This is a genomic window from Streptomyces sp. NBC_00019 (genome assembly GCF_045041015.1).
Classification (GTDB): Bacteria; Actinomycetota; Actinomycetes; order Streptomycetales; family Streptomycetaceae; genus Streptomyces.
Genome location: NZ_CP108302.1, coordinates 8,483,586 through 8,506,268, shown reverse-complemented (window position 1 = coordinate 8,506,268; position 22,683 = coordinate 8,483,586). Strand labels below are relative to the sequence as shown.

Genomic DNA, 22,683 nt, shown 5'->3' with positions numbered 1-22,683 from the left:
TCAGCCGCCGTCGACGTGGCCGGCCGGGGCGGCGCCGCCGTCGTAGTGGCCGTCCGTGCTGTTGTCGTGGTGGCCGGCCGCGTCCACGGACCAGTCCCGGTTGTCCGGCGTGTCCACGCCTCCGGTCACGCCGACGGCCGCGGCCCCCGCCAGCAGCGAACCGGCCGCCAGAGCCGCTAACCGTGCGCGCCGTGTCCTGTTGTCACCCATGCTCGTGTCCCTCCGTGAAGTCCGGTACGGCCGGCCTCTCAGGCTGCCCCGCCCTTGGGGTCCTTGTCGTCGTCGACGATCTCCGCGTCGACCACGCCTTCCTCCTCGGGAGACGCGGGTTGCTGGTCGGTGGGTTCCGACTGGGCCTGGGCGTACATCGCCTGGCCCATCTTCTGGCTGACGGTGGCGAGTTTCTCGACGCCGGTGCGCAGCGCGTTCGTCTCCGCGTTCTGCTCCAGGAGCGCCTTGAGCTCCGAGATCGCCGACTCCACCTCGGACCTGGTGTCGGCGGGGACGCGTTCCTCGTTGTCACGGATGAACTTCTCGGTCTGGTAGACGAGTTGCTCGGCGTGGTTGCGGGTCTCGGCCGCCTCCCGGCGGTTGCGGTCCTCCTCGGCGTACTGCTCGGCCTCCCGCATCATGCGGTCGATGTCGTCCTTGGGGAGCGCGGAGCCGCCCGTCACCGTCATCTTCTGCTCGCGACCGGTCGCCAGGTCCTTGGCGGAGACGTGCATGATCCCGTTGGCGTCGATGTCGAACGCGACCTCGATCTGCGGGACGCCGCGTGGTGCGGGCGGCAGTCCGGTCAGGTCGAAGACGCCCAGCTTCTTGTTGTACGCGGCGATCTCCCGCTCGCCCTGATACACCTGGATGCCCACCGAGGGCTGGTTGTCGGTCGCCGTCGTGAAGATCTCCGAACGGCGGGTCGGGATCGTGGTGTTGCGCTCGATGAGCTTGGTCATGATGCCGCCCTTGGTCTCGATGCCCAGGGACAGCGGGGTGACGTCGAGCAGCAGGACGTCCTTCACATCGCCGCGGATCACGCCGGCCTGGAGGGCCGCGCCGACGGCGACGACCTCGTCCGGGTTGACGCCCTTGTGCGGGTCCTTGCCGGTGAGTTCCTTGACGAGGTCGGTGACGGCGGGCATCCGGGTCGAGCCGCCGACGAGGATGACGTGGTCGACCGCGGCGAGCTTGATGCCGGCGTCCTTGACGGCCTGGTGGAAGGGGGTCGTGCAGCGGTCGAGGAGGTCGGCGGTCAGCTCCTGGAACTGGGCGCGCGTCATCTTCTCGTCGAGGTGCAGGGGGCCCTCGGCGGAGGCGGTGATGTAGGGGAGGTTGATCGTCGTCTCCGACGAGCTCGACAGCTCGATCTTGGCTTTCTCGGCTCCCTCGCGCAGCCGTTGCAGCGCCATCTTGTCCTTGCCGAGGTCCACGCCGTACTGCCCCTGGAACTTCTTCACCAGGTGCTCCATGACCCGCTGGTCCCAGTCGTCGCCGCCGAGATGGGTGTCTCCGTTGGTCGCCTTGACCTCGATGACGCCGTCGCCGATCTCCAGCAGGGAGACGTCGAAGGTGCCGCCGCCGAGGTCGAAGACGAGGACGGTCTGCTCCTCGCCCCGGTCCAGGCCGTAGGCGAGCGCGGCGGCCGTGGGCTCGTTGATGATCCGCAGCACCTTCAGGCCCGCGATCTCCCCGGCCTCCTTGGTGGCCTGCCGCTGAGCGTCGTCGAAGTAGGCCGGGACGGTGATCACCGCGTCGGTGACGTCCTCGCCGAGATAGGACTCGGCGTCCCGCTTCAGCTTCTGCAGCACCCGCGCGGAGAGCTCCTGCGCCCGGTAGCGGGTGCCGTCGACATCCCCCTGGTCCGGGAAGCGCCAGCTCCCGTCGCCCATGTACCGCTTCACCGAGCGGGCCGTCCGCTCGACGTTCGTCACCGCCTGCCGTTTGGCGACCTCCCCGACGAGCACCTCGCCGTTCTTGGCGAAGGCCACGACCGACGGTGTGGTCCTTGCCCCCTCCGCATTGGCGACGACTGTGGGGTCGCCGCCCTCCAGGACGGCCACCACGGAGTTCGTGGTGCCCAGATCGATCCCGACCGCGCGTCCCATCGCTGTCCCCTTCCGCCAGGGCACTTCCCGGACTCCAGCACAAAACTTGAGTGGGCTGTTGTCAATGCCGCGTACCCATGCCGGGTACCCCGGAAATGGGCGATGCCGCGCCCCTCTCGAAGGGGACGCGGCATCGCGGGACGTACGGGTGTCAGGCGAGCTTCGCCGACAGGGTGATCGGTACGGCCTTGAGGGCCTGGCTGACGGGGCAGTTCACCTTGGCCTGCTCCGCCGCGGCGACGAAGCCGTCCTCGTCGAGGCCGGGCACGGTGCCCTCGACCGTGAGGTGGACGCCGGTGATGCCCTCGCCCGGCTGGAAGGTGACGTCGGCGGAGGTGACGAGCTTGGTGGGCGGGGTGCCGGCCCCCGCGAGGGCGTGCGAGAACGCCATCGAGAAGCAGCTGGAGTGGGCGGCCGCGATCAGCTCCTCGGGGCTGGTCTTGCCGTTGGCCTCCTGGGTGCGGGCAGCCCACGTCACCGGCTGCTCGTCGATGGCGCCGGAGGAGTCGAAGGTGACGACTCCGTTGCCCTCGAGCAGGTTGCCTTCCCAGACGGTGTGTGCGGAGCGCGTGGTAGCCACGGTCAGTCCTTTCGTGTGGTCCCGGTTCCGGGTGATGCACCCCATCCGATCACACTCAGGCGCGGCTCACCCTGAAGACCGGTCCGCGCGGGCTGAAGGGCAGCCGCGCGCCCTCCGGGATCAGATACGCGTGTTCGCGCCGCACCCTCAGGACGTCGCACCAGCCGTCCGTGATCACCAACACGGGCGCGCCGGGCGGGAAGTCGTCGGCGCGGTGCAGCAGGTCGATCCCGGGCTGCAGGACCGTACCGCCACGACCGCGCACCCGCACCCGGCCCGCGATCTCGGTGACCGGCAGATAACCGGCGTCGTACGGGGCCGCGTCACAGAACACGACCCGCGCTGCCGGTACGTCCCGGGCCTCGGCGTACGAGGCGATCGCGCCCAGCGCCTTGCCGAGCAGGGTCCGGTCCATGGACCCGGAGGTGTCCAGGACGACGCCGAAGGTGCAGCGGGCGATCTCCTCGGGCGGGAAGTACCGGCCCGCGCGGGGGATGTCGGGGGTGGACGACTGGCGGCGGGAGGGGCGCGCGTACGTCCGCAGCGGCTCCGGTCGGGGCACGAACTCGTCGAACCAGCGGGCCAGTCGGGCGTCCCACGGCAGCGGCGGGTGGCTGAGCGCGCGGATCTCCTCGACGAGGCCGCCGGGCAGGAACCCGCGGGCCTGCTGCTGATGCAGGTCCAGGCCGTGACCGAGGCCGCGGCGGTAGAACTCGTCGAGGTCGACGTAGTCCCGGGGCGAGCCGAGCGGGCCGCCGAGGACGTCGCCGAGGCCCTTGCCGCGCAGGGTGCCCAGGCGGCGCATCCGGCGCAGGTCGCCGGCGATACGGTCGTAGACCTCCTCCGCGGACAGGTCCCTCAGCCCGGGGTCGAGGAGCAGCCCGTCGGGCATGGTGCCGACCTGCATGTCGACCAGCCAGCCGTTGATGACGTAGTCGCAGGCGACGTTGAACAGGAACGGGTCGCGGGTGCCGCAGCGGTCGCCGTGGCGCAGGGCGGCGTGCAGCATCTCGTGGGCGAGGACGAACCGCCATTCCTCGTCGTCGAGTTCACGCAGCGGGTTGATGTAGATCTCGGCGAGTTCGGCGTTGACCGCGGCGACGGAGATGTCGTGGGCGCGGGCCAGTTCGGCGTCGGCGACCAGGGTGATGCCGGCCGCGATGCCGCCGAGCAGCGGGTAGGAGGAGACGAACCAGCTCAACGCCCGCTCCCACGGCTGGAGTCGGGTCGAGCCGCCGCGCATCGACGTACGGCGGCCGCCCGCCACGTCCATGGCGGTGGCGACGGTACGGGTGAGGGCGTGCGCGAAGTCCAGCTGCCAGTTCTTCGGGGCGCCGCCCATCCACACGTCCCAGGGCACGAGCAGTTGGTCCGGTTCGTGGCCCGCCGTGCCGCAGTGCTCGTACACGGGCGGGATGCCGTCGCGGCGCCAGCGGGCGGCGAGCTGCTCCTCGTCGCCGTCGGGGTAGGACGGCGGCAGGTCCTCGGGGGTGCGGCCGATGGAGAAGCCGAGCAGGAAGCGGTTGACGACGGCGCAGCGGGCGGCCAGTTCGAACCGGTCGGGCTGGGTGCGGCGGCCCTCCTTCGCCGGGACGTGGCCGAAGCCGAGGTGGATGATGCCGTGGGCGACCGCCCAGGCCCAGTCGACGGGGTCGGCGCGACGGGTGGGGTGGACGTGCAGGGTGCCGTCGGAGTCGACGCGGACCAGCCCCGAGGCGGGCGAGTGCGGGCAGTCCTCCTTGCGGCAGGTGCTGAACCCGATCGCGGCGAGGGCCCGGTTGGCCCGCACCAGCCGCAGTCCCTCGGCGAAGGCCTCGGCCGCGAGGTCCTTCTTCGCCGGCTTCGCGGCGCGCGTACGACTCACCGCCACGCCCCCTTCGTCCCGCTCACTGCCGCGCCTCCACGAGGCGCGGCATGTCACGGGCCGCCTCGACCAGGAACCAGGCGGGCAGCAGCGGGTTGCCGTCGGTGTCCGGGGCGATGACGCTCTGCGCGACCTCCACCGAGATCTCGGCGAGCTGCACGAGCAGCGACTTGGCGCGGTACGCCGTCTGCTGGGCGGACGCCGAGAGGTGCTCCTTGCTGGCGGGAAGCTCCTTGACCAGACGGCCGCGGAAGGACTCGGCGAGGTAGTACAGGAGGTCGCGGTCCTCCATGCGGTGCGGCCAGCGGGCGTCGCCCTTGATGATCGCCTCGATGCCGTACTGGCCGCGCACGATCTTGACGTAGCCGCAGAACGCGACGGCGTGCGCGGGGGTCAGCGTGCCGTGCGCGATCACCTTCAGCGTCTCCTCGTCGAGGCCGCGGCCGAAGGAGTGCAGGGCGTCGGAGAGCATGTGCCAGGAGCGGGGCGTGGAGAACGGCTCCTCGGTCTTGGGCGGCTTGGACCACAGGTGGTCGGGCCGGTCGACGAGGTGGTCCAGGACCCAGGGGTGGATGCCGTTGCCCGCGGCCCAGACGAGCCAGTCCTTCGCGGAGGCCTCCAGGTGGACGTGGGCGAGCCGGTTGACCAGCGCGGAGGCGATGGGGCGGGCCAGGGCGTTGTCGGTGGCGCGGTTGCCGGCGCCGATCACGATCGAGCCGGCCGGGAGGTCGTAGGTGCCGATACGGCGATCCAGGATCAGCGAGTAGAACGCCTTCTGCACATCCGGGGTGGCCGCGTTGAGCTCGTCCAGGAACAGGCAGTACGGCTCGTCGCGGGCGATCGCCTCCGGCGGGCAGAACACCGAGCGGCCGTCGCGGATCTGCGGCACGCCGATCAGGTCCTCGGGAGCGAGCTGGGTGCCCAGCAGACTCACGCACTCCAGTCCCAGGGACTCGGCGAACTCCCGTACCAGGGAGGACTTTCCGATGCCGGGGGCGCCCCAGATGAAGACCGGCCGCACGGTCGCGAGACCGAGCAGCAGCTCCGGGATCCGGGCGGGAGTGACGGTGACGGCAGCCTGCACGCAGGGGCTCCAGGGAATGTTCGAGAAGGGCGCGCTGGTGCGCGGGGTCCGATGCGAACAGTGTGTGCGCCGCCGCTGCGGGACGCACACGATTTTCCGGGCCCGCGGCGCGAGGGGCGTACCACCGGAGCCGCTCACGGGTGGGACGGGGCGGCATGGGCGGGGCGCGCGGCAGTGACCGGAATGTGCCCTGGGCAAACGCGTGCCGCGGTGACACGGTGTGCGCGGTCCTCCGTGTGAGCCGCTCCTCCGTTCATGGGGGTATGGAGGAGCGGCAGACCTCGAGAGCTAGGCCGCGCGCCGGTCCTCGTCCTGACGTGTCGTCAAGGGCACCTGGGGGCCGTCCGATTCGCGCAGCCAGCGGCGCAGGACGCGGTGGACGTGCTCGGCGCCGACGAGTTCCTCGGTGTCCGCCACGGGCGCGGACAGCACGACGGGGGACAGCAGGAACGGCCGGCCCTGGGCGCCGCCGAGACCGCCGTGCGAGCCGATCTGCTCCTCGAAGGCGAGGACTTCGCCGTCGACCGGGTCGTACCAGGAGTTGACCATGATGTCGGCGGTGTGCGCGAAGCCGTGCGTGCGGCGTACGACGTCGGCGGCGCCCGGCCCGAAGGCGGCCAACGGGCCCGGTTCCTCGTCGAGTCGGCCGACCGGGATCTCCGTACCGAACGGCCCCAGGACCACTCCCCCGTGCTCCGCGCTGCGTACGAGGAGGAAACCGATGCCCGGGTGGTTGGCGAGCGTGGTCAGCAGGGCCGGGTGGCGGGCGTCGATCTCCTCCTTGGTCATCCGGTGGTGCACGTCCGGGAAGGAGACCAGGCCGAGGTTGCCGGAGGCCAGCACGAGCGGCTCCGAGCGGCGGCGCGAGGGCCGGCGCTGCTCGTCGCGCTCCTCGACGGGGATGCGCAGCGCGGCCCGTACGGCCGCGCGTGCCTCGGCGCCGCTGTGGGTGCGCTGCGCCTTGCGGGGCACCGGCAGTCCGGAGCCCGCCCGCACCAGGTCGCCGAGGGAGAGGCCGTAGCGGGTGCGGAAGGTCTCGCCGGGGCTCTGGCCGTGGTCGGACAGGACGACGATCCGGTACGGGCGCGGGGCGTGCTCGGCGACGTTCTCGATCAACGCGAGGGAACGGTCGAGGCGTTCCAGGACCTTCTCGGCGTCGCGGCTGTGCGGCCCGGAGTGGTGGGCGACCTCGTCGTAGGCGACGAGGTCGGCGTAGACGGCGGTGCGGCCGGCGAGCATGTCGCCCATCACCGCGGCGACGACGACATCCCGTTCGACGACGGTCGCGAAGGCGCGGACGAGGGGGTAGAGGCCGCCGCGCTTGACGCGCGGGCGGGCCCGGCAGGCACGGCTTCTGGTCGACTGGGCGATCTCCCGGCCGACCTCGGCGAAGAACGACAGGGCCGTGCGGACGGCGTTGGCCGGGTCGGAGAAGTACGCGAAGTAGCCCGCACGGGAGCGGGTCTCGCGGCTGCGGCGGCGGGTGGCGATGGACAGCACGAGGGCCTGCTCGTCGGCGCCGCCGCTGAAGAGGTTGCCGCGGCTGGCGCCGTCGGCGCTGAGCAGCCCGCCGTCACCGGTGCGTGCCACCGCCCGGCGCTGGAGCTCGGCGGCGCTGGTGGGGCGGTTGCAGACCATCACCTCCTGGCTGTCCTTCTCGTACCAGCGGAAGGCCGGCACGTCCTCGTTGCTGCCGTGCAGGATCCCGAGCTGGCTGGCGCCGGTCTGGCTGGACCAGTCGGTGCGCCACGGGGTGAGTCGGTGGGTGCCGTCCAGCCACTGGGCGACGGTGGGCATGAGGCCCTTCTTCACCGCCGCTTCCAGGACGTCGTGGCCGACGCCGTCCAGCTGGAGGAAGACCGTCCCCGGCGTGACGGGGCCGGCCGGGCCCGCGCCGCGGCGGCGGTCGGCGAGCCGGTAGAGCCGGCGCCGGTAGGCGTCGTCGTCGCGCACGGCCAGGGCGGCGCCGGTGGCGGAGGCGACGGCCGACATCACGGCGGCGACGACGACCGCGGTCTCCCAGGCGGCCGCGCCGCGCTCGGCCGGGTTCAGCCGGAGTGCCAGCAGGAGCAGGAAACCGTTGAGGACGAAGACCAGCAGACCGAGCACGAGGGCCGGCACCAGCAGCAGGAGACGTACGAGAAGCGGCCAGACCAGCGCCGACAGCACGCCGAAGGCGCCGGCGCCCAGGGCCGCGGTGACCGCGATGTCGGTGGCGCTGTCACCGTCCGCGGACCGGAGCTGGAACTCCGGCAGGATTCCGGCGAGCACGAGCATGGTGACCGTGGAGACCGCCCACACCGCGACGCTCCGCCCCGCCTGACTGGCGACCCGCCGCCAACGCCCGCCTCGCACGCCCCGCACACCTCACGTCCCGGGCCCGTCGTCGGTGCGGGCCTGCACCCACCCTGTCACAACGCACGGAGGCCCCCCGGCGTCCCCGGGCAGGTGTCAGCGGCCGTCGTAGCCCGCGGTCGGCATCGACAGCCGGCGGTGGATCCGGGCCTTCATCTGGGCGTCGTACGACGGTTCGGCGCGCCCCACGGTCTCCACCCGCACCCCGCGACGTGTGCACTCGGCGACGAACTCCTCGACGGAGGACAGGGCGCTCTCCAGGACCCGGTGGCTGGGCGCGACGAACAGGTCGGTGCCGGGCCGTACTCCGTCCCACAGGACGCAGTGGTCGGCGCGCAGACCCCGCACGAGGAGTTCTCTGCTGACGATGTAGCCCCGCTCCGCCGCCCAGCGAGCGCACATCGCGTGCTGGCTGCGGGAGTCCACCAGGAAGGGATCCGCCTCCAGCTCCTCCAACGGCGTCAGACTCGCGATCGCCGTGACGCGCACCGGTCCCATGGCGTCCCCCTCACCTCCGGGTTTCGCCGCCGACCCTACTCCTGCCCGTAGGCTTCGGGGAGTCGCGCGAAGGAGGCAAAGAGGTGCCGGTGGAGATCACCTGGTGGGGTCACGCCACCTGCACGGTCGAGGACTCGGACGTCCGCGTGCTCACCGATCCTCTGTTCGCCCGCCGGCTCGCGCATCTGCGCCGCCGCCGCGGCGCGGTGCCGCCGCCCGCCGCCTGGCACGCGGACGTGGCGCTCGTCTCCCATCTGCACGCCGACCATCTGCACGTTCCCTCGCTGGCCCGGCTCGCACCGGGCACGCGCCTGCTCGTTCCCCGGGGCGCACCCCAGGCCGTGCCGGGGCTGCGCCGGCTCGCCCATCTCCAGGTCGACGAGGTGGCGCCCGGGGACGAGACGGTGATCGGGGACGTGGTCGTACGGACCGTCCCGGCTCGGCACGACGGGCGACGGCTGCCCGTGGGGCCGCACCGCTCCCCGGCGCTCGGCTATGTCGTCGAGGGCGAGGCGCGCACCTATTTCGCCGGGGACACCGGGCTGTTCGACGAGATGGCCAAGGAGGTCGGGCCGGTCGAGGTGGCGCTGCTGCCGGTCGGCGGCTGGGGGCCGTACCTGGGCGAAGGGCATCTGGACGCGGGGCGGGCGGCCGAGGCGCTGGCCCGGCTCGAACCGGTGAGCGCGGTGCCGGTGCACTACGGCACGTACTGGCCGATCGGGATGGACGCCGTGCGCCCCCATGAATTCCACGCCCCCGGCGAGGAGTTCGTGCGACTCTCGGCGGAGCATGCGCCGGGCGTGGCGGTGCATCTGCTGGAGCACGGGCAGAGCGTGCGCCCCAAGGTGGCCCGGTGAGCTGGCTGGCGGCCGCGTCGACGGCGCCGGAGTCGACGCAGCAGGCGCTCGGGTATCCGTCGTTGTTTCTGCTGGTGCTGATCGGGGCGTTGGTGCCGGTGGTGCCGACGGGGGCGCTGGTGAGTTCGGCGGCGGTGGTGGCGTTCCATCAGACGGCGCCCTTCGCTCTGGGCCTGGTGTTCGTGACGGCGTCGCTGGCGGCGTTCCTCGGGGACGCGACGCTGTACTGGCTGGGGCGGCGTGGGATGCGGTCGAAGAACGGGTCGCGGTGGCTGGAGGCGATCCGGTCGCGGGCGCCGGAGGAGCGGCTCGCGCAGGCGCAGGAGAGGCTCGCCGATCACGGGGTGTCCGTTCTGGTGCTGTCCCGGCTCGTGCCGGCCGGTCGCCTTCCGGTGATGCTGGCGTGCCTGATGGCGAAATGGCCGATGCGGAGGTTCGTCCGCGGCAACTTCCCGGCGTGCCTGGCCTGGGCGGTCACCTACCAGCTGATCGGGATCCTCGGTGGGTCGCTGTTCAAGGAGCCTTGGGAGGGGGTGGTGGCTGCGGTGGTGCTGACCGTGGTCATCAGCCTGGCACCCGGGCTGTGGCGGCGGGTTCGGTCTGCCGCTTGATGTGCGTTGCGGGGTGCGGGCTGTGTGTGGTTGATCGCGCCCCGCTGCGGAGCCGCTGATTGACACAGCCCCGCGCCCCTGGGTTGGTCCCCCTGAGCGCCTGCTAATCGAGTACCCGGGATCCTCCTACCGGCAGGTCCCACAGGTCGTCCCTGTTCAGGCCCGCCTTCTCCCACGCCGCCTGCACCCTGGTCAGTGGTTCCAGGACCGGTTCCGCCGACAGGACGAACGTGCCCCAGTGCATGGGTGCCATCCTGCGTGCGCCCAGGTCCTGGGCCGCCCGTACCGCTTCCTCCGGGTCGCAGTGGACGTCGCTGAGCCACCAGCGGGGGTTGTAGGCGCCGATGGGGAGGAGGGCGAGGTCGATGCCGGGGTAGCGCCGGCCGATGTGGGTGAACCAGTGGCCGTAGCCCGTGTCGCCGGCGAAGTAGACGCGCTGTCCGTCCCGGTCGGTGAGGACCCAGCCGCCCCACAGGCTGCGACAGGTGTCGGTGAGGCTGCGCTTGGACCAGTGGTGGGCGGGGACGAAGTCGAGGCGGACGCCGTCGAGTTCGGCCGCCTCCCACCAGTCCAGCTCGGTGATGCGGGTGAAGCGGCGGCGGCGGAACCAGGCGCCGAGTCCGGCGGGCACGAACACCGGGGTGTCGCGCGGGAGTCGGCGCAGGGTGGGGGCGTCCAGATGGTCGTAGTGGTTGTGGCTGATGACGACGGCGTCGACGGGGGGCAGCGCGTTCCAGGCGACACCGACCGGGGTGATACGGGCCGGGGTGCCGAGGATGCGGCGGGACCACACGGGGTCGGTGAGGATCGTCAGCCCGCCGATGCGCACCACCCAACTGGCGTGCCCGGCCCAGGAGACGGCGACCGTGCGCGCGTCCACGCGGGGCAGCGGGACGGGCTCGAACGGCAGGCGCGGGATGTCGGCGAGGCTCTCCCGGTCGGGCCGGACGGAGCCCTCGCGGGCGAACCGGGCCATGGCCTTGAGGCCGGGCAGCGGGGCGGTCAGTCGGTCGTGGAAGGTCCGCGGCCACACCCGGCGTTCGCCCAGCGGCCGGGGTTCGGCGAGCGGCGGGACGGGCGGCGCGAACGGTGACAGGGCCGTCGGCCCGTCGGCGTCCCGGACGGTCGTACTCGTGCTGGTCGACTCGGACTGCTGCGTCATCGAGGAGGCTCCCATCGCTGAGCGTCATCGCGGAGGTCGTCGAGGACCGACTTCAAAGTGATCAACGCGCGTTGCACGTGTGGCAGTTCCAACGGTGAGGGTGAACCGAGGCATTCCTCGAGTTCCGCGTCCGTCCCGGCGAGCAGCGAACCGGTCGACAACCGCACGCGCAGGGCGGCCAGGTCGTCGCCGAAGCGATGGCCGCCCGGGGCGGGCAGGCCGAGCCGGGCCGTGAGGAACTCCTCCAGGTCCTGTGCGTCGCCCACTCCGTGCGCGCCCAGCGCGGTGCGGAACGGGCCGAGGTCGACGTAGAGATGCCGGCCGGCCTGCGGGGGCCGGGCCAGGGCGCCGGCCGAGACGACGGTGGCGTGCGCGGCGGCGGCCACGCGCGCGTGCAGTCGTACGGTGGCCGCCGCGCGCGTGGTGACCGGTTCGGGTTCCGTGAGCGCGTACCCGGCCGCGGCGGCGACGGGGGCGGCGACGCGAGCGCCGAGGGCGGTGAGCACGTCCAGCACGCGCGCGTGGAGGTCGTCGGCGGCCTCGCCCGCGGGGAAGCGGGCGACGGCGGCGGGCCAGCCCGGCGGCACCAGGGCACCGGCCAGGTCGGTGACGACGGTGACCCGCTCCGGCAGCATCTCGGCGGGTCCGATCAGCACGGTGTCGTGCGGGGCGTGCACGGTGTCGCGCCAGGTCTCGTCGCTGACCACATGCAGTCCCTCACCGGCGGCGGCCTCCATGGCCTCGTGGACCACCTCGGGCGGGGCCACCGTGGCGGTGGGGTCGTCGGCTACGGACAGCACGAGCAGCCGGGGGTCGCCGCCCTCGTCACGGACCCGGCGCACGGTCTCCAACAGCGCGTACGGGTCCGGGACCCCGCCGCACTCCGCCGGTGTCCCCACGTGGAACACGGGTCTTCCCAACAGGCGCGCGTACGGCGCCCACCAGGCCGCGCAGGGCCGGGGCACCAGGACGTCCCCGCCGAGGGCGGCGGTCAGGGCGAGCAACAGCGAGGGGGCGCCGGGCGCCGCCACCACACGCTCGGGCCCGGCGGACAGTCCACGCCGGGCCCAGTAGCCGCACGCGGACTCCAGGAGAGCGGGCCCGCCACCGACGGGTTCGCTCCTGCCGAGGGCCGCCGCGGCGGAGAGCACGGCCGACAGTTCGGGGAGCACCGGGAGTCCGTCGGCGGGCAGCGGCGGCCCGAAGCGGACGGGGCCATGGCCTTCGGGATCCGTCCGCCGCATCCGTACCTCCGGGTGAGCTGCTGGGTCGCGGTGCCGTCGGGTGTGCTCCCCGGTTCTCCCTCCGTACGACGGGCGCGGCGCGCTCGGGGTCCGAGTACCCAGGGTGGCGTACGCCGATAGGAATCCGCTCGAGTTGCGCCGGTCACACCCCCGGCTCAGACGTCCGCGCGGGGCTCCTTGCGGCGCACCCGGTACACGGCCCCGCCGAGGGCGCCCGCGATCAGGAGGCCGCCGGAGACTAGGGCCGGTACGGAGTCGGTGAAGGCGCCTCCCTGGCCCGCCTGTACGCCGCGCTGGACGGGGGTGGCGGTGCAGGTCTCGGTGCGCGGCTCCGTGCGCGGCTCCGTGCACGCGTGGCTCTCGCCGCCGTGGGTCACCGTCAAGGTCGCGCTCCACTGCTTGCCCTGCCCGCCGGGCGCGGCCGGACAGGTGCCGTCGACGGTCCACGCGGAGTCCTCGCCGACGTCGGAGCCGACCTCGAGGTCCTGGGCGGAGGCGATCCGGGCGGTCCCGCGGTAGGCGGGCCCGGACACCGCGGCGTCGTTCCCGGCGACCAGCTGGAGCGGCACGGTCTCCTCGTCGAAGGCCTGCGAGGTGGCCTCGATGGTGGCCGGAGCCGTTCCGCCGGTGGAGTCGCAGGTGACCGACACGGTGACGCTGCCGCCCGGCTGGACGGTGCTCGGGCTGACCTCCGCGGCCGGGTCCGCGAAGGCGACCGGCACGGCGACGCCCACGGCGACTCCGGCCAGAACGGCGACGGACAGGGCACGGGCGGTGCGGCGCATGGGGTGGGCTCCTTAGGCCTGCGGCTGCGAGGGCACGCAGCCATCACAGCCCGTCGAACCCGGCCCCGCGCGCGGCCGGACCCCATTAGCGGGACGTGCACAGCCAAGTGGGTGACGTCGGACCCGCCTCCCACCCTCTACGCGACGTCCCTCATCACTTGCTCCCGCACCCGCCCGCAGCACCGGCTGATCAGCCGCGACACATGCATCTGCGAGATCCCCAGCTGCTCGGCGATCCGCGACTGCGTCATGTCGCCGAAGAACCGCATGTACAGGATCGCCCGCTCCCGCTCCGGCAACGCGGCGAGCCGAGGCTTCACGGCCTCCCGGTCCACCACCGTGTCCAGCGCCGGATCCGCCGATCCCAGCGCGTCGCTCAGCGAGTACCCGTCCTCGCTCCCCGGCAGCTCCGCGTCCAGCGACAGCGCGGTGAAGCTCTCCAGCGCCTCGAGCCCCACGAGGACGTCCTCCTCGCTCATGCTCGCGTGCACGGCGATCTCCGCGACGGTGGGCCGCCGCCCGGAGATGGTCTGCGACAGGTCCTGGGAGGCGAAGCGCACGCGGTTGCGCAGGTCCTGGACCCGCCGGGGCACATGCAGCGTCCACATGTGGTCGCGGAAGTGCCGCTTGATCTCGCCGGTGATGGTCGGCACGGCGTAGCTCTCGAAGGCGTTGCCGCGCTCGGGGTCGTACCGGTCGACGGCCTTGACCAGGCCGAGGGCCGCGACCTGGCGCAGGTCGTCGAAGCTCTCGCCGCGGCTGCGGAAGCGGCCCGCGAGCCGGTCGGCCATGGGCAGCCAGGCCTCGATGATCCGGTCACGCAGCGTGTCGTGCTGCGGGCCGGGGGGCAGCGCGGCAAGCCTGCGGAAGGCCTCCGCGGTGTCGGGGGCGTCGTCGTGCGGGTGGTGCTTCGCGCTCACTCGAGGGGACATGGTGCGTCGCATCTCCCTAGTGGGTGCTCTGGGTTGGACGGTCACCGTGGGAGCGCGGCCGTGGCCGGACAGACACAGTCGGGGCGGCCTCGGAGCCTCTCCCACGGACGTGCCTCCTGTCCGAAGCACTGAGGGTGCGCCTGCCCCCGGCCCTGGGCCGCAAACCCGGGCCCAGGTTTTCCGGGAGCCCGCACGGTCACTCGTAAGGCGCCCGTGTTCCCCCGTGTCCGAGAGGTCCGTCCATGAGCACCAAGGTCTCCGACCACGTCCTGCAGCGGCTGCGCGAGTGGGGTGTGGACCATGTCTTCGGTTATCCCGGCGACGGCATCAACGGCCTGCTCGCCGCGTGGGGCCGGGCCGAGAACCGGCCACGGTTCATCCAGTCCCGGCACGAGGAGATGTCGGCGTTCGAGGCGGTCGGCTACGCCAAGTTCAGCGGCCGCATCGGAGTGTGCGCGGCCACCTCGGGACCCGGCGCGATCCATCTCCTCAACGGCCTGTACGACGCCAAGCTGGACCATGTGCCGGTGCTGGCGATCGTCGGCCAGACGCACCGCACCGCGATGGGCGGCTCGTACCAGCAGGAGGTGGATCTGCACACCCTGTTCAAGGACGTCGCCTCGGACTTCGTGGAGACGGTGACGGTCCCCGAGCAGCTGCCGAACGTCCTGGACCGCGCGATCCGCACCGCGTACGCGCGCCGCTGCCCCACCGCGATCATCATCCCGGGCGACGTCCAGGAGCTCGAATACGCGGCCCCCACCCACGAGTTCAAGATGGTGCCGTCCAGCCTGGACCGCAGTTCCTGGACGGCCGTGCCGTCCGAGGAGTCGCTGCTGCGGGCGGCCGAGATCCTCAACTCCGGTGACAAGGTGGGCATTCTGGTCGGCCAGGGCGCCTCGGGCGCGCGGGACGAGGTGGCGCGCATCGCCGAGCTGCTCGGCGCGGGCGTCGCGAAGGCGCTGCTCGGCAAGGACGCGCTGAGCGACGAACTCCCCTACGTCACCGGTTCGATCGGCCTGCTGGGCACCCGTCCGTCGTACGAGCTGATGCGGGACTGCGACACCCTGCTGACCATCGGATCGTCCTTCCCGTACACGCAGTTCCTGCCGGACTTCGGCCAGGCGCGCGGGGTGCAGATCGACATCGACCCGCACATGGTCGGGATGCGTTATCCGTACGAGGTGAATCTCGTCGGCGACGCCAAGGCGACCCTGGAGCGGCTGATCCCGCTGCTGAACGCGGAGCGCGGACGCGAGTGGTACGACACGGTGTGCGACAACGTACGGCGCTGGCGCGACATCATGGAGCGGCGGGCGCATCTGTCGGCGGACCCGATCAACCCGGAGTACGTCGCCCATGTCCTGGACCCGCTGCTGCCCGCGGACGCGGTCATCAGCTCCGACTCCGGTTCCGCGGCCAACTGGTACGCGCGGCACCTGACGATGCGGGACGGCATGCGGTCCTCGCTGTCCGGCACGCTCGCGACGATGGGCTGCGGAGTGCCGTACGCCATCGGCGCGAAGTTCGCCCACCCGGACCGGCCGGCGATCGCGCTGGTCGGGGACGGCGCGATGCAGATGAACGGCATGGCGGAGCTGATCACGGCCGCCAAGTACCGCGACCAGTGGGAGGATCCGCGGCTGGTGGTGGCCGTGTGGAACAACCACGATCTCAACCAGGTCACCTGGGAGATGCGCGCCATGGAGGGCGCCCCGTCGTTCCTGCCCTCGCAGGAGCTCCCGGACGTGCAGTACGCCGCGTTCGCCCGTTCCCTGGGCCTGACCGGCATCCGTGTGGAGAAGCCCGAGGACGTGGAGGCGGGCTGGCGTGCGGGGCTCGAGGCCGACGGGCCCGCGGTGATCGAGTTCCTCACCGACCCCGCCGTGCCGCCGATCCCGCCGCACGCCACCTGGGACCAGATGGAGTCGACGGCCGCGTCGATCCTGAAGGGCGACGCGGACCGCGGCTCGATGATCAAACAGGGGTTCAAGGCGAAGGTGCAGGAGTTCCTGCCGGGCCGGGAGAAGAAGTAGGCGGCAGTGGGACCGCCTCCTCCCGCTCCGTGGGCAGGAGCAGCTCCTCATAGCGGCCCAGTGCCAGCACCGTGCCGAGCATGAGGAGCGGGATGAGCACAGCGAGTACCGCCATGGCGTTTCCCTCCCCGGGGATCGCGTGGGGGGCGTCCGGCCGGGTGTCCCCCGAAACGGAGGACAAACCCCCGTGTCGAGGTCCGGTGCTCGGGTACGCGGAGCCCACTCCCGAAGATCTGGAAGGAGCGCCATGCAGCGAGGCAGCGACCGGCTGAGCGTCCACCGCAACGACGAGATGAAGCACGAACTACAGGGGCTGCTGAGGTCCGGGCACCCCACCCGGAGCGAGGAGTGGCACGACCCCGAGCCGACCGCCGACGACGATCCGGAGATCGCGGGCGGGCCCGTGGCGCCGGGCGGCTCCGGGGCGTCCCTGGGAGGGGTCCGGCTGGAGCTGGCCCGGCATCTGAGCCGCAACGCGTTCCCGGCGGGCCCGCGCCACCTGGCCGGCGCGCTGCGCCGCGCGTACGCGCCGGACACCCTCGTCGACGCCGTGGAGCGGCTGCCGCACAAGGAGCACTACGCGACCGTCCAGGAACTGGCCCAGGCGCTCACCCGGCCCGGCGCATAGGGGCCCGGCCCCGGGGTACTGCGGGCGGCGTCAGCCGAGAAGACCGAGGAGGGGCCCACGGTGATGGCCGAATTCGTGAAGGACGTCATGACTCCGGGCGTGGTCGCCGTCCGCCCGGACGCCTCAATCGTCGAGGCGGCGCAGCTGATGCGCACGCAGGACATCGGCGACGTCGTGGTGGCCGACGGACAGCGGATCGTCGGGGTGCTCACCGACCGCGACATCACGGTGCGGGCGGTCGCCGAGGGCGTCGACCCGCTGTCGGCGAGCGCCGGGTCGGTGTGCACCCCGGACCCGGTGCTGGTCGCCCCGCACGACCCGGTGGCCGCCGCGGCGGCGCTGATGCGGGCGCACGCGGTGCGCCGGCTGCCGGTCGTCGAGGAGGGGCTGCCGGTCGGCATGGTCAGCCTCGGTGACCTGGCCGAGGCGGAGAACCCCGGCTCGGTGCTCGCCGAGATCGGCCGGGCCGCACCGGACCACCAGGACACCGTATGAGCCGGGACCAGGCCACCGAGGTCCGGGCCACGAGCGCCGGCGGTGTCGATGTCTGCGAGGTCACGACCCGCTATCTGCTGTACGGGCTGCTGCCGAGCTGGTTCGTGCCCGGACTCGCCGACTGGATGATGCACCGGCGCACGCGCATCGAGGACACGGCGGGCACCAAGGAGTCGGTGATCCTCCCCCACTGCTCTAAAAGCGTGGGAGGTGCCCCCACGCTGATGATGGCCGAGGTCGGCATCCCGATCGCGGCCGCACTGCGCTACGAGGTCAACCCGGCCCTTCTCGCCGTGCAGCTGGGCGGCGCGGCGGTGCACGAGGCGACCGCGCTGTGGGACGTGCGGACGGCCGTCGACAGCGGCCGCGAGGTCCGGCCGATCGAGCAGCACATCCACAGCTTCCTGGAGTCGCTGCCGTTCGGCGCACTGGCCTCGCTGATGTGTCTGCACTCCGACCAGGTGAGGTCCCTGCTGCGCGGGGGCCGCGGCGATCCGGACGCATGGCGTCCGGTGCCACGGCGGCGGCCGCTGTCCCGCGCCTATCTGGCGGGCGTCGCGGCCGCGATCGGCACCTGTGTGCTGCTGCCGTACGGGGAGGAGCTGCTGCGCTGCCGGCGGGCGGCCCGACGGAACAAGAAGCGCGCGACGAGCGACGAGGCTCGGTGGCGTGCCACGAAAGGACGTTGAGGATCCATGCGTATCGCATTCCTGACCGCACCCGAGGGCGTCGAGCAGATCGAGCTCACCGAGCCGTGGAAGGCCGCCGTGGACGCGGGCCACGAGCCCGTCCTGGTGTCCACGAAGCCCGGGACCATTCAGGCCTTCCACCACCTCGACAAGGCGGACACGTTCCCCGTCCAGGAGGTGGTGGGCGAGACGACGGCGGACTCCTTCGGCGGACTCGTGCTGCCGGGCGGGGTCGCCAACCCGGACAGCCTGCGGATGGACGAGAAGGCGGTCCGGTTCGTCAGGGACTTCTTCGAGCAGGGCCGGCCGGTCGCCGCGATCTGCCACGCCCCGTGGACCCTCGTGGAGGCGGACGTGGTCCGCGGCCGGGAGCTGACCTCCTGGCCGAGCCTGGCGACCGACATCCGCAACGCGGGCGGCACATGGGTCGACGAGCAGGTGAAGATCTGCGACCACGGCGCCGCCAAGCTGGTCACCAGCCGCAAGCCGGACGACCTGAAGGCGTTCGACGAGGCGTTCCTGGACGTGTTCGCGAAGGAGGCCGCCTGATGGACACCCCGCGCGACCGCAAGCAGGAGCAGCGTGAGGCCTACCGGGCGGACGACCCGGCGGTGGGCCCGCTCACCACCGACCAGGGCGTGGAGATCGACCACACCGACGACTCCCTCGCCGCCGGCGAGCGCGGTCCGACGCTGATGGAGGACTTCCACTTCCGGGAGAAGCTGACCCGCTTCGACCACGAACGCATCCCGGAGCGGGTGGTGCACGCACGCGGCGCGGGCGCGTACGGCTACTTCGAACCGTACGAGTCCTGCGCGGAGTTCACCCGTGCCGCCTTCCTCCAGGACCCGGCGGTGCGGACACCGGTGTTCGTGCGGTTCTCGACCGTGCAGGGGCCGAGGGGCTCGGCGGACACCGTGCGCGACGTACGCGGTTTCGCCACCAAGTTCTATACGTCGCAGGGCAATTACGACCTGGTCGGGAACAACTTCCCGGTCTTCTTCATCCAGGACGGCATCAAGTTCCCCGACTTCGTGCACGCGGTGAAGCCCGAGCCGCACAACGACATCCCCACCGGTGCCTCCGCCCACGACACCCTGTGGGACTTCGTGTCGCTGCAGCCCGAGACGCTGCACGCGATCATGTGGCTGATGTCGGACCGGGCGATCCCGCGCAGCTACCGCATGATGCAGGGCTTCGGTGTGCACACCTTCCGGTTCGTGAACGCCGAGGGGCGCGGCACGTTCGTGAAGTTCCACTGGAAGCCACGGCTGGGCGTGCACTCGCTGGTGTGGGACGAGGCGCAGGAGTGCCAGGGCCGCAACCCGGACTTCAACCGCGGTGACCTGTGGGACGCGATCGAGGCCGGTGAGTACCCGGAGTGGGAGCTGGGCGTCCAACTGGTGCCGGAGGAGGACGAGTTCGCCTTCGACTTCGACCTGTTAGACGCCACGAAGCTGATCCCGGAGGAGCAGGTGCCGGTGCGGCCGATCGGACGGATGGTCCTGAACCGCAACCCGGAGAACTTCTTCGCCGAGACCGAGCAGGTCGCCTTCCACACGGCCAACGTGGTCCCGGGCATCGACTTCACCAACGACCCGCTGCTCCAGGCCCGCAACTTCTCCTATCTGGACACCCAGTTGATCCGCCTGGGCGGCCCCAACTTCGCCCAGCTGCCGGTGAACCGGCCGGTGGCACCCGTGCGGACCAACCAGCGCGACGGGTACGGCCAGAGCACGATCCACAGCGGCACGAACTACTTCCCGAACTCGATCGGCGGCGGCTGCCCGGCCCAGGCCGGTGCCGACAGCAGCGCGTACACGCACTACGCGGAGCGCGTCGACGGCGCCAAGATCCGCCGCCGCAGCCCGAGTTTCCAGGACCACTACAGCCAGCCCGCGCTGTTCTGGAAGAGCATGACCGAGTGGGAGCGACAGCACATCGTCGCGGCCTTCCGGTTCGAGCTGGGCAAGGTCGACGCGATCACGGTCCGCACCCGTACGGTCGAGCAACTGGCCAAGGTTGACGGTGAGTTGGCGGTGCAGGTGGCCCGTGGCATCGGAGTCCCGGATCCGACCGCATCCGGCGAGGCGCCGAACAAGCTGCTCTCCCCCGCGCTGAGCCTTCAGTCCCTGCGCGGCGACGGCTCGATCCGCACCCGGCAGATCGCGGTACTGGTCACCGACGGCGTGGACGCCGAGCAGGTGACGTCGGTACGGGAGGCGCTGGCCGCCGAGGGCGCGATCGTGGAGGCGCTGGCGGCGACGGACGGAACGATCGCGGGTGCCGACGGTGAACGGTATACGGTCGACCGCGCACTGCCGACCGTCGCCTCCGTGCTGTACGACGCGGTCCTGCTGCCCGGTGGCCCCACGGGCACCCCGCCGCTCACCGCCGACCAGGACGCGATGCGGTTCGTCCGGGACGCGTACCGGCACGGCAAGCCGGTCGGCGCGCTCGGCTCCGGCGTGGGCGTGCTGTCGGCGCTGGAACCGGAGGGCATCCAGGTGTCCACGGAGTTCCAGCGCGTGGTCCGCGACCAGGGCGTCGTGACGGACACCTCGCCCGGAGCGGCGAGCGAGGAGTTCGTACGCGCCTTCGTGGAGGCGATCGCGGCGCACCGGCACTGGGACCGGCCACCGGCCCGCCGCTAGCGGGCGCCGTCAGACGTGGGGAGTCGCCGACTCCCCACGTCCGCGTTCCCTCGCACCCTCGCGGGTGCGGCCGGCGGCGACCAGGCGCCGGGGGTTGCGGCGCAGATACTCACCCTCGAGCTCGGCCATCCGGCCGTTGTGGGCGCGCAGCGCGTCGTTCGAGGCGTAGAGCAGCGTGTCGTGGCGCGTGCGGTGGATGGTCTCCAGCTCTTTCATGAGCTGCTGGTCGTCCAGCCTGCTGGGATCGACTCCGGTCATGGCGGTTTCCCACTCGTCGTGTGCGTTCATGGGCTTCGAGTACCCGCCCGGTGAGCACTACCCCCGAGCGGCATCCGGGACAGAACCGTGGATCTCGCCTTTCCGCACCCACTCTACGAACATCCGGGCCGCAGGGCCTGCGTATGCGGAACTACCGCGCCCGTTCCACCCGCCGCTCGTCCCACACCGGCTCCGGCGTCTCACGGACGCGGCCGTCGCTGCCGAAGACCAGGTAGCGGTCGAAGGAGCGGGCGAACCAGCGGTCGTGGGTGACGGCGAGGACCGTGCCGTCGAAGGCCTCCAGGCCCTCCTGGAGGGCCTCGGCGGACTCCAGGTCCAGGTTGTCCGTGGGCTCGTCCAGGAGGAGGGCCGTGACGCCCTCAAGCTCCAGCAGGAGGATCTGGAAGCGGGCCTGCTGGCCCCCGGAGAGGCGGTCGAAGGTCTGCTCGGCCTGCTGGGTGAGCTCGTAGCGGCGCAGCCTCGACATCGCCGCGCCCCGGTCCTGGGCGTGTTCCGTCCACAGGATGTCCAGGAGCGTGCGGCCCAGCAGCTCGGGGTGCGCGTGCGTCTGGGCGAAGTGCCCGGGCACGACGCGCGCGCCCAGCTTCCACTCCCCCGAGTGCGCCACGGTGTCCCCCGCCAGCAGCCGCAGGAAGTGCGACTTGCCGGAGCCGTTGGAGCCGAGCACGGCGACCCGCTCGCCGTAGAAGACCTCCAGGTCGAAGGGGTTCATCAGACCGGTCAGCTCGAGTCCCTTGCAGGTGACGGCCCGCACCCCGGTACGGCCGCCCTTGAGCCGCATCTTGATGTCCTGCTCTCGCGGCGGCTCCGGGGGCGGGCCCGCCTCCTCGAACTTGCGCAGCCGGGTCTGGGCGGCCTGGTAGCGGGAGGCCAGCTCATGGCTGATGGAGGCCGCCTGCCGGAGGTTCAGGACGAGCTTCTTCAGCTGGGCGTGCTTCTCGTCCCAGCGCCTGCGCAACTCCTCGAAGCGGGCGAAGCGTTCGCGCCGGGCGTCGTGGTACGTGGCGAAGCCGGCCCCGTGCACCCAGGCGTCCGCACCCGTCGGCGAGGGCTCCACCGACACGATCTTCTCGGCGGAGCGGGCGAGGAGTTCACGGTCGTGGGAGACGAAGAGGACCGTCTTGCGGGTCTCCTTGAGCCGCTCCTCCAGCCAGCGCTTGCCGGGCACGTCGAGGTAGTTGTCGGGCTCGTCGAGCAGCAGCACCTCGTCGTTGCCGCGCAGCAGCGCCTCCAGCACGAGCCGCTTCTGCTCGCCGCCGGAGAGGGTGCGCACCTCGCGGAACTGGGCCTTGTCGTACGGAACGCCGAGCGCCGCCATGGTGCACATGTCCCACAGCGTCTCGGCCTCGTACCCGTGCGCCTCGGCCCAGTCGGAGAGGGCCTGCGCGTACTGCATCTGCGCGGCCTCGTCGTCCACGGTCATGATCGCGTGCTCGGCCCTGTCGACGGCCTTCGCGACCGCCTGGATACGCGGCGAGGACACCGACACCAGCAGGTCCCGTACGGTCGTCTCGTCGCGTACGGAGCCCACGAACTGGCGCATCACGCCGAGGCCGCCGGTGACGGTGACGGTCCCGCCGTGCGGTTTCAGCTCTCCGGAGATCAGCCGCAGCAGGGTCGTCTTGCCTGCGCCGTTGGGTCCGACGAGGGCCACGACGGCCCCTTCGCCCACCCGGAAGGACACATCGCCGAGCAGCGCCCTCCCGTCGGGGAGGTAGTACTCGAGGTGTGCGGCTTCCAGATGTCCCATGGGGCCGCATTCTCCGGCTCGGGGGCCGGGCCGGGCAAACCCATATCCGATGCCGTGGCAGCTCGGCCGCACACACCG

The 22,683-nt window shown here is 72.0% G+C and carries 21 protein-coding genes; 8 read left to right on the top strand and 13 right to left on the bottom strand.

The features are described 5' to 3' along the window. The 7 genes from OHU89_RS39415 to OHU89_RS39385 form a co-directional block, all read right to left on the bottom strand. Nucleotides 1–210 carry a hypothetical protein gene (locus OHU89_RS39415; RefSeq protein ID WP_405649777.1) on the bottom strand — a complete coding sequence of 70 codons (210 nt, stop codon included), beginning with the start codon at nucleotides 208–210 and terminating at the stop codon, nucleotides 1–3. Between the two features lie 38 nt (nucleotides 211–248). Beyond that, nucleotides 249–2,102, bottom strand: a complete 1,854-nt coding sequence (dnaK, locus tag OHU89_RS39410; protein WP_405649776.1) for a molecular chaperone DnaK — start codon at nucleotides 2,100–2,102, stop codon at nucleotides 249–251. A 151-nt stretch (nucleotides 2,103–2,253) separates the two neighbouring features. Next, nucleotides 2,254–2,682, bottom strand: coding sequence for an OsmC family protein (locus OHU89_RS39405; RefSeq protein WP_053747438.1), 429 nt, complete (start codon nucleotides 2,680–2,682; stop codon nucleotides 2,254–2,256). A 55-nt stretch (nucleotides 2,683–2,737) separates the two neighbouring features. Beyond that, nucleotides 2,738–4,546, bottom strand: a complete 1,809-nt coding sequence (locus OHU89_RS39400; protein WP_405649774.1) for a DUF2201 family putative metallopeptidase — start codon at nucleotides 4,544–4,546, stop codon at nucleotides 2,738–2,740. 22 nt (nucleotides 4,547–4,568) lie between these two features. Continuing rightward, entirely contained in the window at nucleotides 4,569–5,630 is a 1,062-nt protein-coding gene (locus OHU89_RS39395; RefSeq protein WP_405649773.1) for an ATP-binding protein, read from the bottom strand. A 288-nt stretch (nucleotides 5,631–5,918) separates the two neighbouring features. Next, on the bottom strand, nucleotides 5,919–7,994 hold the full coding sequence (locus OHU89_RS39390; RefSeq protein ID WP_405649771.1) for a phage holin family protein: 2,076 nt from the start codon (nucleotides 7,992–7,994) through the stop codon (nucleotides 5,919–5,921). Nucleotides 7,995–8,081: 87 nt separating this feature from the next. After that, on the bottom strand, nucleotides 8,082–8,483 hold the full coding sequence (locus OHU89_RS39385) for a hypothetical protein (protein ID WP_266886031.1): 402 nt from the start codon (nucleotides 8,481–8,483) through the stop codon (nucleotides 8,082–8,084). A gap of 83 nt (nucleotides 8,484–8,566) precedes the next feature. Between OHU89_RS39385 and OHU89_RS39380 the strand changes: the two genes are divergently transcribed. Beyond that, nucleotides 8,567–9,340 (top strand): MBL fold metallo-hydrolase, encoded by a 774-nt coding sequence (locus OHU89_RS39380; RefSeq protein WP_405649770.1) that lies wholly within the window; start codon nucleotides 8,567–8,569, stop codon nucleotides 9,338–9,340. Then, complete coding sequence (locus OHU89_RS39375; RefSeq protein WP_405649769.1) at nucleotides 9,337–9,951, top strand: DedA family protein; 615 nt, start codon at nucleotides 9,337–9,339, stop codon at nucleotides 9,949–9,951. Before OHU89_RS39380 ends, OHU89_RS39375 begins: the two co-directional genes overlap by 4 nt. Nucleotides 9,952–10,054: 103 nt before the next feature. Here the strand turns inward: OHU89_RS39375 and OHU89_RS39370 are convergent, their stop codons facing one another. The 4 genes from OHU89_RS39370 to OHU89_RS39355 form a co-directional block, all read right to left on the bottom strand. Then, on the bottom strand, nucleotides 10,055–11,113 hold the full coding sequence (locus OHU89_RS39370) for an MBL fold metallo-hydrolase (protein WP_405649768.1): 1,059 nt from the start codon (nucleotides 11,111–11,113) through the stop codon (nucleotides 10,055–10,057). Next, entirely contained in the window at nucleotides 11,110–12,357 is a 1,248-nt protein-coding gene (locus tag OHU89_RS39365; protein ID WP_405649767.1) for an aminotransferase class I/II-fold pyridoxal phosphate-dependent enzyme, read from the bottom strand. Before OHU89_RS39365 ends, OHU89_RS39370 begins: the two co-directional genes overlap by 4 nt. Before the next feature lie 155 nt (nucleotides 12,358–12,512). Beyond that, nucleotides 12,513–13,142 (bottom strand): hypothetical protein, encoded by a 630-nt coding sequence (locus tag OHU89_RS39360; protein ID WP_405649765.1) that lies wholly within the window; start codon nucleotides 13,140–13,142, stop codon nucleotides 12,513–12,515. Between the two features lie 137 nt (nucleotides 13,143–13,279). Beyond that, nucleotides 13,280–14,074 carry an RNA polymerase sigma factor SigF gene (locus tag OHU89_RS39355; protein ID WP_405649763.1) on the bottom strand — a complete coding sequence of 265 codons (795 nt, stop codon included), beginning with the start codon at nucleotides 14,072–14,074 and terminating at the stop codon, nucleotides 13,280–13,282. Between the two features lie 242 nt (nucleotides 14,075–14,316). Here OHU89_RS39355 and OHU89_RS39350 point away from each other — a divergent pair, with 242 nt between their 5' ends. The 6 genes from OHU89_RS39350 to OHU89_RS39325 all read left to right on the top strand — a co-directional run bounded on the left by OHU89_RS39350 (nucleotide 14,317) and on the right by OHU89_RS39325 (nucleotide 20,576). Further along, entirely contained in the window at nucleotides 14,317–16,110 is a 1,794-nt protein-coding gene (locus OHU89_RS39350) for a thiamine pyrophosphate-requiring protein (RefSeq protein ID WP_266886046.1), read from the top strand. 247 nt (nucleotides 16,111–16,357) lie between these two features. Then, nucleotides 16,358–16,738, top strand: coding sequence for a DUF2795 domain-containing protein (locus OHU89_RS39345; protein ID WP_405649762.1), 381 nt, complete (start codon nucleotides 16,358–16,360; stop codon nucleotides 16,736–16,738). 63 nt (nucleotides 16,739–16,801) lie between these two features. Then, entirely contained in the window at nucleotides 16,802–17,233 is a 432-nt protein-coding gene (locus OHU89_RS39340; protein ID WP_405649760.1) for a CBS domain-containing protein, read from the top strand. Beyond that, nucleotides 17,230–17,922 (top strand): diguanylate cyclase, encoded by a 693-nt coding sequence (locus tag OHU89_RS39335; protein WP_405649758.1) that lies wholly within the window; start codon nucleotides 17,230–17,232, stop codon nucleotides 17,920–17,922. Before OHU89_RS39340 ends, OHU89_RS39335 begins: the two co-directional genes overlap by 4 nt. Before the next feature lie 6 nt (nucleotides 17,923–17,928). Next, complete coding sequence (locus OHU89_RS39330; RefSeq protein ID WP_405649756.1) at nucleotides 17,929–18,471, top strand: type 1 glutamine amidotransferase domain-containing protein; 543 nt, start codon at nucleotides 17,929–17,931, stop codon at nucleotides 18,469–18,471. Then, nucleotides 18,471–20,576, top strand: coding sequence for a catalase (locus tag OHU89_RS39325; protein ID WP_405649755.1), 2,106 nt, complete (start codon nucleotides 18,471–18,473; stop codon nucleotides 20,574–20,576). Before OHU89_RS39330 ends, OHU89_RS39325 begins: the two co-directional genes overlap by 1 nt. A gap of 9 nt (nucleotides 20,577–20,585) precedes the next feature. Here the strand turns inward: OHU89_RS39325 and OHU89_RS39320 are convergent, their stop codons facing one another. Continuing rightward, complete coding sequence (locus OHU89_RS39320) at nucleotides 20,586–20,864, bottom strand: DUF6158 family protein (RefSeq protein ID WP_405649753.1); 279 nt, start codon at nucleotides 20,862–20,864, stop codon at nucleotides 20,586–20,588. Between the two features lie 121 nt (nucleotides 20,865–20,985). Further along, entirely contained in the window at nucleotides 20,986–22,605 is a 1,620-nt protein-coding gene (locus OHU89_RS39315) for an ABC-F family ATP-binding cassette domain-containing protein (protein WP_405649752.1), read from the bottom strand. Nucleotides 22,606–22,683 lie beyond the last annotated feature (78 nt).

Bases quoted from the DNA above. Each gene is read 5' to 3' on its own strand.
- OHU89_RS39340 (WP_405649760.1), top strand. From the start codon at position 16,802: ATGGCCGAATTCGTGAAGGACGTCATGACTCCGGGCGTGGTCGCCGTC.
- OHU89_RS39370 (WP_405649768.1), bottom strand. From the start codon at position 11,113: ATGACGCAGCAGTCCGAGTCGACCAGCACGAGTACGACCGTCCGGGAC.
- OHU89_RS39330 (WP_405649756.1), top strand. From the start codon at position 17,929: ATGCGTATCGCATTCCTGACCGCACCCGAGGGCGTCGAGCAGATCGAG.
- OHU89_RS39415 (WP_405649777.1), bottom strand. From the start codon at position 210: ATGGGTGACAACAGGACACGGCGCGCACGGTTAGCGGCTCTGGCGGCC.
- OHU89_RS39365 (WP_405649767.1), bottom strand. From the start codon at position 12,357: ATGCGGCGGACGGATCCCGAAGGCCATGGCCCCGTCCGCTTCGGGCCG.
- OHU89_RS39360 (WP_405649765.1), bottom strand. From the start codon at position 13,142: ATGCGCCGCACCGCCCGTGCCCTGTCCGTCGCCGTTCTGGCCGGAGTC.
- OHU89_RS39385 (WP_266886031.1), bottom strand. From the start codon at position 8,483: ATGGGACCGGTGCGCGTCACGGCGATCGCGAGTCTGACGCCGTTGGAG.
- OHU89_RS39350 (WP_266886046.1), top strand. From the start codon at position 14,317: ATGAGCACCAAGGTCTCCGACCACGTCCTGCAGCGGCTGCGCGAGTGG.
- OHU89_RS39345 (WP_405649762.1), top strand. From the start codon at position 16,358: ATGCAGCGAGGCAGCGACCGGCTGAGCGTCCACCGCAACGACGAGATG.
- OHU89_RS39315 (WP_405649752.1), bottom strand. From the start codon at position 22,605: ATGGGACATCTGGAAGCCGCACACCTCGAGTACTACCTCCCCGACGGG.
- OHU89_RS39335 (WP_405649758.1), top strand. From the start codon at position 17,230: ATGAGCCGGGACCAGGCCACCGAGGTCCGGGCCACGAGCGCCGGCGGT.
- OHU89_RS39325 (WP_405649755.1), top strand. From the start codon at position 18,471: ATGGACACCCCGCGCGACCGCAAGCAGGAGCAGCGTGAGGCCTACCGG.
- OHU89_RS39355 (WP_405649763.1), bottom strand. From the start codon at position 14,074: ATGTCCCCTCGAGTGAGCGCGAAGCACCACCCGCACGACGACGCCCCC.
- dnaK (WP_405649776.1), bottom strand. From the start codon at position 2,102: ATGGGACGCGCGGTCGGGATCGATCTGGGCACCACGAACTCCGTGGTG.
- OHU89_RS39320 (WP_405649753.1), bottom strand. From the start codon at position 20,864: ATGAACGCACACGACGAGTGGGAAACCGCCATGACCGGAGTCGATCCC.